Origin of the sequence: Flavobacterium sp. FlaQc-48 (assembly GCF_044007335.1) — a bacterium.
Lineage (GTDB): Bacteria > Bacteroidota > Bacteroidia > Flavobacteriales > Flavobacteriaceae > Flavobacterium.
The window spans coordinates 1-18,618 of record NZ_JBIPCR010000020.1 but is presented as its reverse complement, the minus strand read 5'-3'; the positions used below and the strand labels follow the sequence as shown (position 1 = coordinate 18,618).

Annotated in this window: 17 protein-coding genes; 6 read left to right on the top strand and 11 right to left on the bottom strand. The window is 35.9% G+C overall.

Translation table 11 applies throughout. The features are described 5' to 3' along the window. The 5 genes from ACHRWY_RS23235 to ACHRWY_RS23215 all read right to left on the bottom strand — a co-directional run bounded on the left by ACHRWY_RS23235 (position 1) and on the right by ACHRWY_RS23215 (position 6,921). Entirely contained in the window at positions 1 to 585 is a 585-nt protein-coding gene (locus ACHRWY_RS23235; protein ID WP_395357773.1) for a chemotaxis protein CheB, read from the bottom strand. Continuing rightward, a complete protein-coding gene (locus tag ACHRWY_RS23230) occupies positions 567 to 1,376 on the bottom strand; it encodes a CheR family methyltransferase (protein WP_395357772.1) in 810 nt (269 codons plus the stop codon). Before ACHRWY_RS23230 ends, ACHRWY_RS23235 begins: the two co-directional genes overlap by 19 nt. A gap of 8 nt (positions 1,377 to 1,384) precedes the next feature. Further along, positions 1,385 to 1,750 carry a response regulator gene (locus tag ACHRWY_RS23225; RefSeq protein WP_395357771.1) on the bottom strand — a complete coding sequence of 122 codons (366 nt, stop codon included), beginning with the start codon at positions 1,748 to 1,750 and terminating at the stop codon, positions 1,385 to 1,387. A gap of 287 nt (positions 1,751 to 2,037) precedes the next feature. Beyond that, positions 2,038 to 5,607, bottom strand: a complete 3,570-nt coding sequence (locus ACHRWY_RS23220) for a response regulator (protein ID WP_395357770.1) — start codon at positions 5,605 to 5,607, stop codon at positions 2,038 to 2,040. Between the two features lie 99 nt (positions 5,608 to 5,706). Further along, the gene (locus tag ACHRWY_RS23215; RefSeq protein ID WP_395357769.1) at positions 5,707 to 6,921 is read right to left on the bottom strand and encodes a response regulator; all 1,215 of its coding nucleotides are present in this window, start codon (positions 6,919 to 6,921) and stop codon (positions 5,707 to 5,709) included. A 305-nt stretch (positions 6,922 to 7,226) separates the two neighbouring features. On the opposite strand from ACHRWY_RS23215, the gene ACHRWY_RS23210 reads away from it, so the two are divergent. After that, positions 7,227 to 8,075 (top strand): SDR family oxidoreductase, encoded by an 849-nt coding sequence (locus ACHRWY_RS23210; protein WP_395357768.1) that lies wholly within the window; start codon positions 7,227 to 7,229, stop codon positions 8,073 to 8,075. Between the two features lie 138 nt (positions 8,076 to 8,213). Beyond that, complete coding sequence (locus ACHRWY_RS23205; RefSeq protein WP_395357767.1) at positions 8,214 to 8,477, top strand: SemiSWEET family sugar transporter; 264 nt, start codon at positions 8,214 to 8,216, stop codon at positions 8,475 to 8,477. A gap of 296 nt (positions 8,478 to 8,773) precedes the next feature. On the opposite strand, the gene ACHRWY_RS23200 is transcribed toward ACHRWY_RS23205, so the two are convergent. Then, a complete protein-coding gene (locus ACHRWY_RS23200; RefSeq protein ID WP_395357766.1) occupies positions 8,774 to 9,604 on the bottom strand; it encodes a hypothetical protein in 831 nt (276 codons plus the stop codon). 364 nt (positions 9,605 to 9,968) lie between these two features. After that, positions 9,969 to 10,307 (bottom strand): hypothetical protein, encoded by a 339-nt coding sequence (locus ACHRWY_RS23195; protein WP_395357765.1) that lies wholly within the window; start codon positions 10,305 to 10,307, stop codon positions 9,969 to 9,971. Between the two features lie 226 nt (positions 10,308 to 10,533). Between ACHRWY_RS23195 and ACHRWY_RS23190 the strand changes: the two genes are divergently transcribed. Further along, positions 10,534 to 13,743, top strand: coding sequence for a PAS domain-containing protein (locus ACHRWY_RS23190; protein ID WP_395357764.1), 3,210 nt, complete (start codon positions 10,534 to 10,536; stop codon positions 13,741 to 13,743). A 6-nt stretch (positions 13,744 to 13,749) separates the two neighbouring features. On the opposite strand, the gene ACHRWY_RS23185 is transcribed toward ACHRWY_RS23190, so the two are convergent. Beyond that, positions 13,750 to 14,217, bottom strand: a complete 468-nt coding sequence (locus ACHRWY_RS23185; RefSeq protein ID WP_395357763.1) for a response regulator — start codon at positions 14,215 to 14,217, stop codon at positions 13,750 to 13,752. Between the two features lie 219 nt (positions 14,218 to 14,436). Between ACHRWY_RS23185 and ACHRWY_RS23180 the strand changes: the two genes are divergently transcribed. Next, entirely contained in the window at positions 14,437 to 14,937 is a 501-nt protein-coding gene (locus ACHRWY_RS23180; RefSeq protein WP_395357762.1) for a pyridoxamine 5'-phosphate oxidase family protein, read from the top strand. A gap of 135 nt (positions 14,938 to 15,072) precedes the next feature. On the opposite strand, the gene ACHRWY_RS23175 is transcribed toward ACHRWY_RS23180, so the two are convergent. From ACHRWY_RS23175 to ACHRWY_RS23165, 3 genes are all read right to left on the bottom strand, one after another. Further along, a complete protein-coding gene (locus ACHRWY_RS23175) occupies positions 15,073 to 15,786 on the bottom strand; it encodes a DUF72 domain-containing protein (protein WP_395357761.1) in 714 nt (237 codons plus the stop codon). After that, a complete protein-coding gene (locus ACHRWY_RS23170; RefSeq protein WP_395357760.1) occupies positions 15,783 to 16,514 on the bottom strand; it encodes a DNA-formamidopyrimidine glycosylase family protein in 732 nt (243 codons plus the stop codon). Before ACHRWY_RS23170 ends, ACHRWY_RS23175 begins: the two co-directional genes overlap by 4 nt. A 69-nt stretch (positions 16,515 to 16,583) precedes the next feature. Beyond that, on the bottom strand, positions 16,584 to 17,156 hold the full coding sequence (locus ACHRWY_RS23165) for a ferritin-like domain-containing protein (protein ID WP_395357759.1): 573 nt from the start codon (positions 17,154 to 17,156) through the stop codon (positions 16,584 to 16,586). 187 nt (positions 17,157 to 17,343) lie between these two features. Between ACHRWY_RS23165 and ACHRWY_RS23160 the strand changes: the two genes are divergently transcribed. Beyond that, complete coding sequence (locus tag ACHRWY_RS23160) at positions 17,344 to 17,655, top strand: hypothetical protein (protein WP_395357758.1); 312 nt, start codon at positions 17,344 to 17,346, stop codon at positions 17,653 to 17,655. A gap of 188 nt (positions 17,656 to 17,843) precedes the next feature. After that, positions 17,844 to 18,353, top strand: a complete 510-nt coding sequence (locus tag ACHRWY_RS23155) for a hypothetical protein (RefSeq protein ID WP_395357757.1) — start codon at positions 17,844 to 17,846, stop codon at positions 18,351 to 18,353. The last annotated feature ends 265 nt before the right edge of the window (positions 18,354 to 18,618 follow it).

Genomic DNA, 18,618 nt, shown 5'->3' with positions numbered 1-18,618 from the left:
TTAGCTGTTAATCGAACTGATAAACGCTAAAATTTCGGCATTGTCTAAAACAAAATCCGGATTGGTATTTAAAATGGCATTACGGGGCATAAAAGGCATCTCTGCTACTGTCGGGTTTTGTACCACAATGGTTCCGCCGGCATTTTTAATCGCTTTCAAACCATAAGTTCCGTCTGTATTAGAACCTGATAATAAAATTCCAACCAAAGATTCTCCATAAATTTCTGCTGCCGACTCAAACGAAACGTCTATACTTGGCCGGCTGTAATTTATTTTCTCTGATATATCTAAAGAAAGGGTATTGTTTTTCTCAAATAACAGGTGATAATTTGAGGGCGCGACATAAATAAATCCGGGAACAAGGGGTACTTTATCCTCAACCGGTTTTACTGAAACTGTTGCTTTTAAAGCTATTAATTCTTCTAATGTCTGATCATCTGTACTTTTTCTGTGTAAAACAATTACGATGGCAAAACCATTCAACTGGGATAAATCAGGTAAAATTTGCATTAAAGCATTTAAGCTTCCTGCAGATCCTCCAATGATAACTACTTTACGGCCTGATATTATTTTACTTTCCTCCATATTTTTTCTTTATCCAGCTGTTTGTATTTATTCATTGAAATAGAATATTTTATCGTTTCTTTAGTTCCTAAAGCCAAAAAACCTAAAACAGCTAAGCTTTCATCGAATAAATTAATGACTCTTTTTTGAAGATCGTTATCGAAATAAATTAAAACATTGCGGCACAATATCATGTCAAATTCATTGAATGAAGTATCTGAAACGAGATTGTGTTGGGAGAAAACCATTTTTTCTGCCAGTTCTTCATTAAACTTGGCAATACCGTAATTGGCAATATAATAGCTTGAAAAGTCTTCTTGTCCGCCCGCATCACGATAGTTTTCGGAGTATTCTTTCATCATCCTTAAAGGAAAAATTCCTTTTTTGGCTGTTTCTAACACGGTGGCATTGATGTCTGTAGCATAAATTAAGGATTTGTGCAATAAACCTGCTTCTTTTAGCATAATTGCCATCGAATATACTTCTTCGCCTGTAGAACAGCCGGCATGCCATAACCGGATAAACGGTTTTGTGCCTAATAAGGGTAATATTTCATTTCTGACCACGGCATAAAAAGCAGGATCACGAAACATCTCGGTAACGTTTACCGTGATTTCATCGACCATTCTTTTGTAATACTCTGTATCATATCGAACTTTAGACAGAAACTCATGAAAATGAGTAAAACCATCTAAATGCATTATCCTGTTGACACGTCTTTTTAAGGAAGCCCTTGAATAACTGCTAAAGTCGAAACCATAATATTCATAAACATCATTAATAAGCGTTTCTAATTCGATATCCTCAATCATAATCCATTTTAAATTTTGCCTAATATAAGCAGTAATTTATCTACATCAACCGGTTTAGAGATGTAGGCATCTGCCCCGGCCTCTAAACATTTTTCTTTATCTCCTACCATTGCCTGTGCCGTTACAGCCACAATAAAAACTGATCTTCTCTCAGGAAGTGCCTTAATTAAAGGAATTGCATCATAACCATCCATTTCCGGCATCATCATATCGATCAAAACAGCGTCGATATGTTCATCTGTACTTAATAATTTTAAAGCTTCTTCGGCACTTAAACAAGACAAGCAATCAAATGATTTTGCACGTAAAGTGTGTTCTAAAGCAAAAATATTTCTAGAATCATCATCAATAATTAAGAGTCTTTTTTTATTCATTTCGTCTACTTTTTATTTTGTTCGCCAACAATTGCGTTCTGTTTTGTTTGCCACCAATTGCACGAATTAGCGTTAATTTTTAAATTCTTTATTCCCTTTTTATTCGTGTAATCGGGACTTCCCTTGTTTCTTTTATTGCCACAGATTAAAGGATTTCTTTATTAAAAAGAACCGGTGAGAATCTGTGGCATTATTTTTTGGTCCCGAATTTCCCTAATCCAACTCATTTCTGATCCTTAAATTTACTCATTGACCGGTGTAAATTCATGAAATTCGCGTTCCTTATTTTAAATTTTATCGTACAGCCATACTCGCAATAACGAAAGTAACTGATCAATATCGACCGGTTTGGTGATATAATCTGAAGCACCTGCCTTAATACATTTTTCTCTGTCGCCTGTCATAGCTTTGGCTGTTACTGCAATTAAAGGTAAGTTTAAAAATTTAGGATTGCTACGAATTTTTTCGGCTGTTTCGTACCCGTCCATATTTGGCATCATCATATCCAGTAAAACAATGTCCGTGTCCGGGTTTTCTGCCAGGATTTTAATGGCTTCTTTTCCGTCAAATGCGGTAATGACATTCATTTTAAAAACTTCTAACGCTTTTGTTAAGGAATAAATATTACGAACATCGTCGTCTACAATGAGCACTTTTTTCTCGTGCAGGATATTGTTCAGTAAATTGAGCTTTTTATGGCTTTCTTTTTTGTTATCACCTTCTTTTTTATCTTCGACTAAATGAAGGAATAAAGAAACTTCATCGAGCATTCGCTGGTAAGAATGTGCTGTTTTTACGATAATAGAATCGGCGTATTTTTTAATTTTTACTTCTTCTTTCATTGATAAACTTTTTCCTGTAAACACAATTACCGGAAGGTTTTCCAGCCCCGGAGATTTCTTTACGCCATCCAAAATCTGATATGCATGTTTGTCCGGAATTCCCATATCGAGAATCACACAATCTACTTCAGTTTTGGTTAAAGCTTCTAAGCCCTGCGAAACTTCGCTTTTAATTTCTGAATTGATGTTATAGGTTTCCAGGAAAAAGGCCAGTGCTTTGGCATGTTTCGGGTTATCTTCGATAATTAAAACCTTTTGTGCTTCTTTATTAATGATATGTTCAATTCGTAAAAACACATCCGGAATTTTATCAAAAGCAACCGGTTTGTCTAAGAAATCTACGGCACCTTTTAGCAAACTTTCCTGTTTTAACTTGTGCGACGACATAATATGAACCGGAATATGTTTGGTATGGGAATGATTTTTTAATTCTTCCAGAACTTCCCAGCCACTTTTTATTGGAAGCTCGATATCCAGCAAAATTCCAACCGGCTTATAAATTAGTGCAAAATTTAAAGCATAATCACCACGAACAGACACAATCCCTTTATATCCTTTTTTTCTGGTGAAAGCCAAAAGCGATTTAGCAAAATTAATATCATCTTCTACAATTAAAATGACTTTATCACCCGGTAAAACTAAATCTCTGTCGTCCTCAATTTCATCAGGAATGGTTTCACTGATGTATTTTTTCTTTGCCGGAACTTGTTCGTCGGCCTCTACTTCTGTAAATTCTGTTGGAGGAATTTTCTCTACATTGATTTTATGAATGGCAGATCCAAACACCGGAAGGCATAATGTAAATGTACTTCCTTCATTGACCTTACTATGCAATATAATTTCGCCACGAAGCAGTTTGGCCAATTCCCTGCTAATCGACAATCCTAAACCTGTTCCGCCATATTTACGTTTTGTCGAACCGTCGGCTTGTTGAAAAGCTTCAAAAATTAAAGGCTGTTTTTCTAACGGAATTCCAATACCGGTATCTTTTACAATAAAGCAGATGATTTTATCGTCGTCTGTGTTTATTTTAATTTCTAAACTTACAGTTCCTTTTTCTGTAAACTTTATTGCATTCGAAATCAGGTTCTTCAGGATTTGCTCCAAACGCATTTTGTCTGTTTTAATGACAATTGGTGCATCTTTAGAGATAATTTCAAACTTAATTCCTTTTTCTTTGGCTACCTGATTGAATAAATTCCATAAAGTATCTGTGATTTCTTTGGTCGAAACGTCTAAGAATTCAAGTTCCATTTTTCCGGCTTCAATTTTAGAAAGATCCAGAATTTCATCAATCAGTCCCAATAAACTGTTTCCGGAGCTCTGAATTACTTTAGCAAATTCAATTTCTTCGGCCACCATGCTTTTGTTATTGTTTTCAGACAACAAACGGCTTAAAAGTAAAATCGAGTTCAGAGGTGTTCTTAATTCGTGTGACATATTAGCCAGGAATTCAGACTTGTAACGTGTCGTCAGTTCTAATGCTTCTGATTTTTTCTGGATTTCATTATTCTTTTCTTCCAGTAAAACACTTCTTTCAGACAGTTCTTCATTGGTTTGCTCCAATTCTTCCTGCTGTACACGAAGCTCCTCTTCAGAAGCCTGTAGTTTTTCTGTTTGCGCTTCTAATTCGGCATTAATTGCTTCTAATTCGCTGTGCTGTACCTGAAGTTCTTCAGATTGTGATTTGGTTTCCTCCAGCAATTCCATCACTCTTTTTCTGTTTTGAGTTGATTTAAGTGCGATTCCAATGTTATTTGAAACCGTTTTTAAAAACTCTAAATGTAAATCAGAGAACCCGTAGACACTGGCCAATTCAATAGCGCCTTCAATTCTGGTATCTAATAGAGGGATGGCCACAATATGAGTAGGTTTTATTTGCCCTAAAGCATAATTGATCTGAATATCATCCGGAGATAATGTTTTCAATTCCAGTATTTTTCCGGAAACAATCGCCTGTCCAATTAAGCCTTCGCCTTTTTGAATGCGTTCCCTATTTTTGCTTGGGATATAACTGTATCCGCCAGCCATAAAAAGTTGATTATCTTCTAAAACATACAAAACCCCTGCACTGCTATTGGTATACTGGCATACAAATTCGATCACATCTTTGGATAATTTTTGCATTGTCTTATCGCCCAGCATCACATTATTAAGATTGGCAATACCTGTTTGGAGCCATTCTTTTTGTGATAATAAATCGAAAGAAGTTTTAAGTGAAACCCCCATACTATTTAATGATTCTCCCACGCTGCCTAATGCATCAGCCTTACTATCGTCTACGCGAATGTCATAGTTTCCACTGGAGATATTGCTGGCAATTGTACTGATAGCTTCAATTCTTTGAGCGGTTTCGCGATCTTTTTTCTCTAACTCGTTTTGAAGTAAGGCACGTTCATTAAAATCTTTTAAAATTCTAATTAAAAAAACAATTGAAATAATAAAGGCAATAATAAAAGCCACAATAATCAAAATCACACTATATTTACCGTAGCGTTCTGAGTTTTCGTTGCGTTCTTTTAAAAGGTTTTGCTCTGTGTTTTCTACTGTTTTAATTTTCGCACGCAAATCGCTCATCATATTTCGGCCTTCAGTAAGGTCAAATATAGCAGCGTTTTTTCCGAGACGTTTTTTTACAATTTGATTGTTCAGGTATTTAAAAAAGTTATCACGAAGAGGTTTTAATTCTTTTAATTGCATTTGCTGCGACGGATTATCCACCGTAAGTTCTGCTACTTTATCAAAATAAGTATTAGATTTTGCCTCGGCATCATTATATCTGTCCACATATTGTTCGTCACCAGTGATCAGATAACCGCGCATGCTGGTTTGGGCTTCGGTAATTATGGCCGAACCTTCGTTCAGGTTATAAATTACGTCCTGTGTATGGTTGACCCACGAATTACTGTCTAACAAGCTTTTTATACTAATAAATGAAGCTGTCGAACTGATCATTAAAACCAGTAACGAAACTGTCGAACTTATTAATAAATTTCTTCTAAAATTACTCTTCATGTTTTTACTTTAAAATTTTGTGATACTTTGCAGTGCATTTTTTGTTTTGCACAGAGTAAATATTACTAGGTTGTGATTTTAATCTGTGTCTTATCTTTTTTATTCATATTTTAACGGAAGGACAATAATAAAGCTTGCACCCTGCCCTACCTGGCTTTTCGCTGTAATTAATCCGTTGTGTTTTTCGATGATTTTTTTGGCAATGGCCAATCCAATTCCGGTTCCTTCGTAAGACTGACGATCATTTAGACTCTGAAAAATAATAAAGATGCGATCGAGATAAATTTCGTCAAAACCAATTCCGTTATCCTTTACCGTAATTCTGCAAAATTTTCCTTGTGGAGAAATGGGACTGTCAAACGATTTGTCTGAAATTATTTCTGAGGTTATTTCGATGAGCGGCTTTTGCGTATTTCCGGAAAACTTTAAGGCATTTCCGATCAAATTCTGAAAAACCTGCCTCAGCTGGCTCGGAATACTGTCTATAGTAGGAAGTTCACTGGTTTTTATAGTAGCATTTTTTCTTTCGATAAGATAATCAAAATCCGAAAGTACTTCCTGCAAAACCACATTTAAATCGGTTAGTTCCGGTTTGACCTGTGATGACAATCGTGAATAGGCCAGTAAATCTGTAATTAAAGTCTGCATTCTTTCGGCCGATTTAATCGTGCGGTCTACATAATCAACTGCTTTGGCATCATTGGCGAGATAAAGTTCTTTAATGATTTTTATAAAGATTTGAATCTTTCGGATGGGTTCGTTTAAATCGTGCGATACTACCCAGGAAAACTGCTGCAGTTCGTGATTTTTCATCTCTAATTCTTCGTTCTTCAAAACCAGTTCTTTGGTTCTTTCCGCGATTTTAATTTCGAGATTATCCTGTGCTTCTTTCCTGATTTTGATTTCTTTTGAAAGCAGTTCCTTTATCCCTTTTAATTCGTTTTGTTGCTCGTATAGCTTGAGGAAGGTCTTTACTTTTAAAATCAGTAAATCGGAATCGACAGGTTTGGTAATGTATTCTACAGCACCGGTTTCATATCCTTTAAAAATATATTTTTTCTCGATATTAAGTGCCGAAAGAAAAATAACCGGAATGTCTTTGGTGCGTTTGTTTCCCGAGAGAATTTTTACTACTTCAAATCCGTCAAGTCCCGGCATCTGAACGTCCATTATAATTAAACAGTAGTTGGTTTTAAGGATTTTCTTGAGCGCTTCTTCACCTGACTCTGCAGTATCTACGTCGATATCATGCAGCTCTAATGTTTTTTTTAAGGCAATAATATTTGCCTTTATATCGTCTACGATCAATACCATACTGTTCTGGGGGAGTAAAGTGTTATGAATAAAATTTGTTTTTAAGTTTGAAAAGCTTTTTAGAAAATGTGGTTTAAAAGCATCTGATCCTGCTCCTAAAACATCATTGGCAAAACCCTCAAATTTATAAAAAAAAAGAAGAAAGCAATTTTATCGAAAATATAATTCGTTACATAATTCCCATGTTTCACCTTGAAATTTTGTAACCTTTTTTATTGGGATACTCTTAAATTTCTTACGGTTAATCTTTCCCTTCTGTATTAACTATTTTAGGGTCAGATTAATTGCTCTAAACCTTATTTACTATGAAAAAGACAAAGACATTTCCGGAACAGAAACAAAATCTGCCGGGCCACGAATATTTAATGCATCCTGAGCCTGAGATTATCAGAGAAAATTATACCGGAAGCGGAAAACTTCTGGGAAAAGTAGCTTTTATAACCGGCGGTGACAGCGGTATTGGCCGAAGTGTTGCCGTACATTTTGCGCGGGAAGGTGCCGATATTGCCATTGTGTACCTGAAAGAAGACAAAGATGCACTGACAACAAAAGAACTAATCGAAAAAGAAGGCCGCCAATGTTTATTGATTAGCGGAGATTTAAAAGAGGAGAAATTCTGCAAAAGTGCCATAAAAAAATGCCATACCTATTTTAAAAAATTAAACATTGTAGTCAATAATGCTGCGGTACAATTTCCGCAAACCGAGCTGGAAGACATCACAGCCGCACAGCTTCACAAAACATTCGAAACCAATATTTATCCTTATTTTTACATCACAAAGGCAGCTTTGCCTTTCCTGAAAAAAGGAGATACGATCATCAATACAAGTTCGGTTACGGCGTATCGCGGCAGCGAACATCTGGCAGATTATGCAAGTACAAAAGGCGCAATTGTAAGTTTTACACGCTCTCTCTCCGGTATGCTTGCCAAAAAACAAATACGGGTAAATGGTGTTGCCCCCGGACCAATCTGGACACCTTTGATCGTAGCCAGTTTTGATAAACTGTCTGATTTTGGAAAAGACAATCCCATGGAAAGACCCGGACAACCCTCAGAAGTGGCTCCTGCTTATGTGTTTCTGGCTTGCGAAGACAGTAGTTATATCACGGGACAATTTATTCATATCAATGGTGGTGAATTGGTTGGAGGATAAGTTTTTTTATAGGGGCAAAGATTCAAAGATACAAAGGGGCAGAGATTTTTAAGAATTAGGCAGAGATTCAATCTTGCAAAATTGCGTTTCTGCGCTTTGCGCGATTAAGCAACTCAGAACTTTAATAACTCAAGAAAAATGAATTTAATAGATGTTGTCGGACTCTTCGCCGGAACCTGTGTTACGATATCAGTGATTCCGCAGATTATTAAAGTCTGGAAAACCAAAAAGGTCAAGCAAATCTCGCTTAAAACCTTCAGCATTCTGACTTTCGGGATATTGGTCTGGATTATTTACGGTATTTTAAAAAATGATTTACCCATAATAATAACCAACAGTGTCTCTTTATGCCTGAATTTGATTATGGTTTATTTTATTATTTATTATGAGAAGGAAAGTTAGGTGCCAAGGTTCTAAGACTCTAAGTTTCTAAGCTACTGAGTTTTTTTTCACGAAGACACAAAGTTTTCTTTTTGAAGTGTATTGTCAAAATCCGGGCAAAGTCGCGAAAACGCGAAATTTTTTTATATCGCTATAAAGACTAAATCATAAAAAATCTGCGATAATCAGCATTTTCGCGAAGCGAATCCGTATCATCCGTGGGCTATTTTCACCATAATCCTTCACAAAACCGCATAAAAAAACAGCTCGTAGAAAGCTGTTTTTTTCGTAAAGAGAAGTAGTATATGTAATGCTTATTAGCTAGCTAGTTTTTGATTGTATGGCTTATAGGATAAATGGTATTTTTCTTTAAAAATACGTGGCAAATAGTGTCGGCTTGCTAAACCTGCTGCATTCATAACTTCAGAAATATTCATGCCTGAAATTCTTTTGATTTCATTGATTTGTTTCGTAGCCAGGTTCAAAATGGGTACAAACGTATTGATGTAGTTATAACTGTGTTGGGCTATCTCTAGCGCTACAATTTCTTTTAATACTATTTTTTTAAGTAAATTTCGAACAATACCCTGTTGCGGAAGTGTTTTAAGTTCCTGCCATTTTTGGGCAATTTTTAAGCTTCCGTGCCCTACATAAATATAGTTTCCGGATTCGTTCCTAAATCTTTTCTTCAATTGCGAAATCATTTCAAAATCCTGATTTTCATCAGTATTACTGGTTGGCACCCCAATTAATGAAAACTGAATGTGTTTATGGCTTTCAAAATACAACACACTGTTGATTACGGATGTATTACTCAAAACACCCGTCTGATTCCTTTTAAGGCTTTTTTTCTCGCCATTGGCACCAAAACTGTGTGTCAGACTTCCTTTTTCGCAATACGCAAAAAACAAGGGTGCCGACTCAAAAGATTCTATACTTAAACTTACATCCTGATTTAATATAAGGTCAAAAGTTACATGCGACATTTTATTGTCTAAACAAACACCGCTAATGGTTCCTTTTGCCCATTTTGATTTAATAGCCAAATGGTATTCAGAATTATTAAGAGTTAATTCGCCTTTAAAACTATCTTTAAGATCATTAAAAATAGTGTCAAATCTTCCTGTATTTAAGTATAGTTTTTTCATAATGCTCTGGTTTAATAAAATGGTTCGTACTTATTTACGTACAAAATATCGTTTTGGTTTTTATCTCTTTTTGATATTTCAAATTTCGTACATATTGCTAATCAATTTATTATACAATTCCGCAGAGATATTTCATAATTAAAAGTTAGTGTTATGATTTAAAATTTAAAATCTTAACATCTAAGAATCTCACTATCTCACTATCTCAATATCCCAGCATCTCAGCATCTCAGTATCCCAGCATCTCAGTATCCCAGTACCTCAGTATCTCAGCATCTCAGTATCTTACTAAAAAAAAACAGCTGCTTCAGATAAATCTGAAACAACTGCTCCCCAGCAAAATAAAAAATACTCTTATTTTATTTTATGTAAGTTCACTAATGTCGGCATTTTTAGAATAATTTGCCTTTGGAATATCTTTAAAAAATTCAGCTTCTTCTAAGTCGGCTGTTGGGCCGTATCCCAGTAAATGTGTTCCTTTCTTTTGATCCTTAGTTTCGATGATGTATAAAATTGACATATCATCAGGATCACTCATTCCCTCGTACCTGTGATGAGCCACAATAAAAATATCTTCCGGTTCATAGACGTCTTTCGTTTCTGAATCTATTAGATACTTACCATCAAACAAGTAATTAGTAGTATAACCTTCGTCCTGGTATTTTTTTATATAGTCGGTTTCGTGTTTTTGCTCTTTTTTCATGATCCATTGAATTTAAGATTTTTTCAAATCTGTTGTTTAATCAAATTTCATCATTGAAATCAAATAAAATTGACTCAATTGATTTTAATCTTATCTCATTCAAAAAAATCGAAATAAAATCAATATTTATTTTACTAATTTTAACAATTCGATCTCAACTTATTTAGAAACCATTTTATTTAATGCTGATGCTTTATTGTTTTAACCCAAAACAAAATAACCTTTAATGAGTACTGTAAATCACTATTTTCCGGCTAATGGAGGCGAAATGGGTGCACTCACGCGCGCTAAAGACTGGACTAAAACCCCTCTTGGTACGGTTGAGTCATGGCCACAAAGTTTGCGCACTACGCTTGGTATTCTTTTAAATTCAAAATTTCCGATGTTTTTATTCTGGGGACCGGATCATATTTGTTTTTATAATGATGCTTATCGTCCGAGTCTTGGAAACGATGGGAAACATCCTGCTATTTTAGGACAAAAAGGCGCCGAATTCTGGCCTGAAATCTGGGATTTTATAAAACCGTTAATCGATCAGGTACTTACACAAGGCGAAGCTACCTGGCATGAAGATCAGTTGCTGCCGATTTACAGAAACGGAAAAATGGAAGATGTATACTGGACGTTTAGTTATAGTCCGGTAAACAATGATGAGGGAAAAATAGATGGGGTACTGGTGATTTGTAATGAAACCACAGAAAAAGTAAAAATTAATAAAGAACTGGAGAACAGCAACCAGCGGTATTTAAACAATATTTTGCAGACCCCCAATGCGATGTGCATTTTCAGGGGAAAGGATTATGTTGTTGAGATTGCAAATGAATTGATGCTTGAAATCTGGGAACGCCCGATAGAAGATGTTATCAATAAACCCATTTTTGAAGCCTTGCCTGAAGCTAAAGGTCAGGGCCTTGAAGATATTTTACTTCATGTATATAGTACCGGGGAAAGATTCACGGCTTATGAACTTCCGGTTAAACTAACGAGGAAAGGAAAAGTTGTCAATACTTTTATTAATGTCGTCTACGAAGCCTTAAAAGAGCCTGATGGCACTATTTCGGGTATTGTAGCCATTGCAAACGATGTTACGGTTCAGGTCGTTTCCCGCGCTGCCGTCGAAGAAAGTGAAAAACGATTTAGAAATACAGTCAAACAACTTCCGCTTGGAATAGCTATTCTTAAAGGGGATGATCTGATGGTTGAGATGGCAAACGCTACTTATCTTCAAATTGTTGATAAAACAGAAGACCAGATTGTGGGAAAACCTGTTTTTGCTATGGTTCCTGAAGCGAAAGACAAAGTGTATCCATTACTGTCAAAAGTTTATAAAGATGGTGTTCCTTATTATACTGACGAATTAGAAGTCACTTTAAATCGTTACGGAAAAGAGGAGATTTGCTACTTTAATTTGGTTTTTCATCCTTTAAAAGACGAAAAAAATGCTATTGAAGGCGTTATTATTGTTACCCATGAAGTTACCGAAGCCGTAAAAGCAAAGTATTTGCTGACCGAAAGCGAAAAAGCATTTAGGAAACTGGTAATGGACTCTCCTATCGCGATGGCCATTTTTAGAGGAAAAGACCATATTATCGAAATGGCCAATACTACCATGATGAAAACCATCTGGCAAAAAAAGAAAAAAGAAATCATTGGCAAACCTATTGTTGGGGTTTTTCCGGAATTATTAGAACAAAAATATCCAGAACTGCTTGATCAGGTTGTCCTGAATAAGAAAATTGTACATGAAAACGAAGCGATTGCTTATGTAAATATCAAAGGAAAACTTAAAAGATTCTATCTTGATTACCAGTACACGCCTTTACTTGAAAAAGATGGCGAAGCCTCCGGTGTTATGATTACGGTCAATGATGTCACCACAAAAGTAGAAGCCCGTAAGAAAGTAGAAACTGCCGAAGAAAGAGCCCGTCTGGCCGCCGAAATTGCAGAGATTGCGACCTGGGACCTCAATATTGATACTCAGGATTTAATTTATTCAGAAAACTTAGCTGCCATTTTTGGACATGAAAAAAAGGCAAAAATAACACGTGCCCAAATTAAAAATCAGGTGCATCCGGATGATAAGCCAATTTTAGAAGAAGCTTATACGTTAGCGCTCAAAACCAGCATTTACAAATACGAATCACGCATTATTAAACCGGACCATTCTATTAGCTGGATTAAGGCACATGGTAAAATTTTTTTTGATGAAAATAAAAAACCTGTAAAAATGCTGGGGACTATAATGGATATCACAGACGAAAAAAACAGCCAGGAGACGCTGATTAAAAGTGAAGAGAAATTCAGGCTCCTTGCTGATTCCATGCCGCAACATATCTGGACAAGCGATGCGCTGGGCAACCTCAATTATTTTAATGAGTCTGTTTATACCTATTCCGGAATACCGGTTGAAGAAATTGTAAAAAAAGGCTGGCTTCAAATTGTGCATCCCGAAGACCGACAGGCCAATGTAAATGCCTGGATGGAAGCCATAAAAACAGGAAAAGATTTTTTACTTGAACATCGTTTTCGCCGTTTTGATGGCGAATACAGATGGCAGCTGAGCCGCGCGATTGCGCAAAAAGATGCTGAAGGAAAGATTCAGATGTGGGTTGGTACCAGTACTGATATTCAGGACCAGAAGAATTTTACCAATCAGCTTGAAAAAGAAGTTTCTGAACGAACTGAGCAGCTGGAAATCAAAAACAGGGATCTGATCAATATGAATATTGAGCTGCAGTCTTTTGCCTATATTTCCAGTCATGACTTACAGGAGCCGCTTAGAAAAATCCAGACTTTTGCCAGTCGTTTATCTGATTTGGATGAGCAGAATATTTCGGCGAAAGCCAAAACATACCTCAGCCGGATTGAAGTTTCGGCAAAGAGAATGCAGACTTTAATTCAGGACCTTCTGGAATATTCCAGAACCAATTCTGCCGAAAGAGTGTTTGTAAAAGCCAGTCTGGATGATATTGCCGAAGAAATCAAAAGTGATTTTTCTGAACGCATTGAAGAAAAGAATGCACAGCTTCTTTTTGACCCTTTGGGCGAGGCTACCATCATTCCTTTTCAGTTTAGGCAATTGCTGCACAATTTAATCGGAAATGCGCTTAAATTCTCTAAAAAAGACGTTGCGCCTGTTATTACTATTAAAGCAAATAGCATAAAAGGCTCCAGAATAAAGCAAACGGTAGATTTTACGGATAAAATATACCTTCATCTTCAAATCTCAGATAACGGAATTGGTTTTGATTCTGAATACAATCAGCGCATTTTTGAAGTATTTCAGCGTTTAAACACCGAAGCTGAATTTGCAGGTACCGGAATTGGCCTGGCGATTGTAAAAAAGATTGTCGAAAACCACAAAGGAATTATCACAGCCACCGGCGAAAAAGACAAAGGGGCTACTTTTGACATCTACATTCCTGAACTGCAATAAGTGTATTTACGATTTATAAACAAAGTTTTTATCGGTTGGATTAAATTTTTTCCAGTCGATTTCCAGCGCATGCTCTATTGATTTTACAATGTCTTTCATTAAAACAGGCTTTGTAATAAAATAATTAGCGCCTAGGTTGCGGCATCTTTCAATTATGCTTGGCTCGTTTGAAGTCGAGAAAATAATTACCGGAATATTGTTTTTTACCTCTGAATTTCTAAGTTCGGCCAAAACATCAAAACCGTTTTTGCCGGGCATATTCAAATCTAAAAACACTACATGTGGCGTAGGCGGCGGGTTATAAATTGCATTTAACAATTTCTCTCCTCCTGAATAGGTCTGAAGCTGTATCTTTTTTGGTAATGATTCTACTGCATCTGTAAAAATGCTCAAATCGTCTTCATCATCATCTGTATAAAATATAGTCAAATCAGTCATGTGGTATTTTGTAAATCCGGGATTGTTCCTGTTCAAAGATAACCAAATTTCCAGATAAATGGATGCCTTTTTGTATGGATAATTTAAAAATTAGTACTTGAAATCTCATAAATTAAAACCTGAATTATGTAAGCTCAAAAAACATAAAAATGGCAACTTTACAAGTATTAAGTTTTTAATGAAATTCGTGATTTTAGTACACACTAAATGAGAATTTTACAAAATAATATAACATAATTTAAAAAGTATAAAGCCATGGGAGATCATAAAGACCTTACGAACGAATTTGCTGTAGATAAAATTAAAGATCTGGCAGAAAATATAAAAACGTGCATGTTTTGCACCTACGACGAATACAGACTTCAATCACGTCCAATGTCTGTTCAGAAAATTGATGATTTGGGACAGCTTTGGTTTTTATCTGACCGTAACAGCAGCCACAATGCCGAGATTACACTTAATCCGCAGGTAGAACTTTTCTTTTCTGAGCCACACGATAAATTCCTGACCATTCACGGAAATGCCAGTATTTCTTATGACAGGGAAACCATCAAAGAACTATACGATCCTATTGTAAAAGTTTGGATGCCGCAAGGTGAAGATGACCCCAATTTAAGCGTGATCAAAGTAGTTCCGGAAGACGGTTACTACTGGAACAACAAAAACGGAAAAATGGTCGCTATTGCAAAAATGGCCGTTGCGCTGGTAAGCGGTAAAACAATGGATGATGGTATTGAAGGCAACTTGAAATTGTAACGATTTAATCCGAAAGGGTACAAAAATTTTTAGCCACAGATTAAAGATTATGGAGATTTTAAAATCTTTGCAATCCTTAATCTGTGGCTAACTTTTTATATCACATTTTGTGCCTGCCCTCTTTGTGTTTACGTCTTATTCCAACATATGTTTTAACTCTAATGCATTTAAAATCCCCGCTTCGCTTGCCGTATTATTAAAATACACAAATGCTGATTTTAAATCTGTTGCATCTTTTATGTCAAGTAATTCTTTAGTATCGTAACTGGAATAAAACATCTTCGGAATTCCATGCAACCGAATATAAATAAGAGGAAAATCTTTAAAAATAGTTTGCGGTAATTGTGGATGGCTTACGCTGCAAAACGTAATATTATGAGCTAAAAAGGCATCCCAGACTTCCTGGTTCCACCAGCTTTGGTGACGAAATTCTATTACATTTTTAAAATTTAAATCCAACTTACCGATAATATCATGAAGTTTCTCTGAAGTAAAAGAATAACTGGGCGGAAACTGAAACAATACACATCCTAATTTCTCTTTTAAACCTGTTTGACAAACGTTATAAAACTCGGATAAAAGGTTTTCGCAGTCATTAAATTTTCGGATATGGGTAATTTCTTTGGGCGCCTTTACTGAAAAAATAAAATTTTCAGGTGCTTTTTTATACCAGTTATCAAAAATTTTAACCGTAGGAAACTTATAAAAGCTTCCGTTGAACTCATAGGTGTTAAAGTACTGGCAATAAAAGGTAAAGAACCCTGAACCAGACATATTGTCAGGGTAAAAAATCCCCTTCCAGAACCGATTATTGTAGCTGGAGCACCCTATTAAAACTTCATTTTTCATACTTCTAATTTTTGACAGTTGGTACAAAAGAAACTACGGCGCTTTTTCTTCCCTGTATGTTTTTTATGGAACGGAAGATTACATCGCAAACACGTTTTTTTGGTGTGGGCCAGCCAGTGTTTTTTTAATTCAGATTTTTTCTTCCAGTACAAAAATTCAAAGCTATAAACAGAACATTCGCTAATGATCCGGCTCAGGTCTTCTAACGGAATTTTTCCTACCCGTGATTCAGGATGAATTTTGCACCGGTACAGCACTTCGTTTTTAATAATATTCCCTACTCCTGAAAAAATATTCTGATCTAAAAGCGCATCGCAAATCATTTCGTCCGGGATTTTTTCTAAACTCTGTTTTGCTTTTTTGGCGTCCCAGTTTTCATTCATTACATCTTCATTCCAATTGTAATAATCGTTTAGGTCTCCTTCGAGGATTTTAACTGAGCAGGTGTAAAAATTAAGTTCTCCGTTTTTAAAAGTCAGGCTTAATCTTGGCGTGAGTGTTTTGCGTTCGTTGATCCTGTAAGTACCAAACATGAGCAGGTGAATCTTTACCGTAAAATCCTCCAGACAAATTAAAAAATGTTTTCCCCAGGTTTTAAAGTCTTTTATAGTCTGATTATCCAGGCGCTGAATGTCGGCGGAGCTGCTTCCGGAAACTGAAATAATTTTTTGTCCTGAAAATTGTGCTACTTCTTCTTTTAATATTACTATTGATGGACCTTCTGGCATACTTTTTAATTTTTAAACCAAAAAAGTGCAACCTTAAGCCGCACTTTTTTAGTTTTGTTATTGACTCTTTTAATCCGCTTCTGCAGCTTCAAGATTTACAGCATTAACCGCTACTTCTGTAAGCTTTTTATCAGCACCTTTTTCTTCGTCTAATGTTAGTTCTAAAATCGAAGCCACTTCAGTCAGTCCCAGGGTTTCCGCAAATTGTCTCAGCGTTCCGTAGGTCGCGATTTCATAATGCTCGATTTTCTGGCTTGCTGCAATAATCCCCGCGTCGCGCACCACTCCTATTTCGGTTTCTTCCAGAATCCCTTTTCCCTCTTCAATTAAGCCTTCCATGGCATCGCATTTTTTTGCTGTTGCCTTTTGGTCAATAAGTGCAAAAACCTGCTCTAAACGCGTTACATGTTCTTCGGTTTCGGTTAAATGATGGTTTATCGCATCGATTAATTCCGGAGAGGTTGCGTTTTTAGCCATGGTTGGGAGTGCTTTGGTTAACGCCTTTTCTGCCCAGTAAATGTCTTTTAGTCCGTCTTCAAACAATTCTGTCAATCCGGATGCGGCATTTGACTTGGGTTTTGTTACTCCTTTTTTAGCTGCCGGTTTTGCAGCCGTTTCTTTTTTACTTGTTGTAGTTTTCATGGTAATAATTTTACAGATTAATATTTCTCAAAATTACCGACCTGATTATCAGATGAGTTATATCATTATTTTTTTTAATTGCATTCTAAACACCTGCAGATTATACAATTCCATTTTAGAATTCTATAATAAAATTCTGGTAGAGACGGGATAAATTTGTAGTACTTAAATTTAAAAAACAACAATCATGAAAACTCATATAGATACTATTTATCAGGAAGCCATTCTTTTTTTTCATCAGAAATATCAAAACGGACATTTGGATGTTGATACTGCTATTTTAATTGATAAAGCGATTGATAAATTGCTACGTTCAGATAATATCTCGCGAAATGAAAACATCCCAAATGAGGAGCAAGTGGTAAATGAAGATGATTATATTACCAATACCCAGGAAGAAGAGGATGATTTTAATCAGGCAGAAGATTTTGATGAGGAAGAACATATCGAAGACGAAGATCATTTTGATGATGACGACTTAGAAAGAAATGACAATTAGTATTTTATCTGCTAAAGTCTTTATAAAAGAAAAACAAAAAATCCGCTATTTCTCACAGCGGATTTTTTTATGGAACAGCAAAAACATAACCATCTGTTAATTATACAATTACAATTGATAATCTTATAATAAAAACGGTTCATTTCCTGCCTAGATTTGTGAAATAGAAACACTTAAAATTCAACGTCATGAATACTACAGATAAAAAAAACAGCACTTTAAATAAGGACTATAAAAATCATAATTCATACGACAGAAGCAATGCTGTTAGTGACGAGTTCTTTGATTTAGACAAAACCAAAACAACAGAGGACAGTAACGAGGAAATCGCTGATCGCGGTTATACCGTGAGAGACGGCCACAACCCGAACAAGCCCAATCCGGATGAGCGATATCTTGACGACGAAGACGATCTCAATGATGATTTTCATACGGATCGTGACCTCGAGGATAACGAGGATACGATTTACGAAGTCGAACTAGAAGACGATGATGCAGAACTGGACATCGACGGAAATGAATTAAACGAAGTAAATGACGAATTGGATAATCCGTCCGATGATTTTAATGAAACCGAAGAGGATCTCGAAGACCTGGATCAGGACGACGACGAGGAAGAAGAAGAATATATTGAAGATGATGTTCAGGAAAAGGATGACAATGAAGATTATCCTGACAATGATCCCCGAAAATTTTAGTTTTTTTTTTTAAAAGGGGCAAAGGTTCAGAGAGGCAAAGGTTCAGAGTTTATATACTTTGTGGTTTTGTTTCTTTGGACCTTTTTTTTTCAATTCACCTTGCTCCTTTGTCCCTTTGAACCTTAATCCAGAACCGGACATCGACACAAATGAACCAAACGAGGTAAATGATGAATTGGATCCCAGAAAATTATTTTTTTTTTAAGGGGCAAAGGTTCAAAGGGACAAAGGTTCAGAGTTTATATACTTTGTGGTTTTGTTTCTT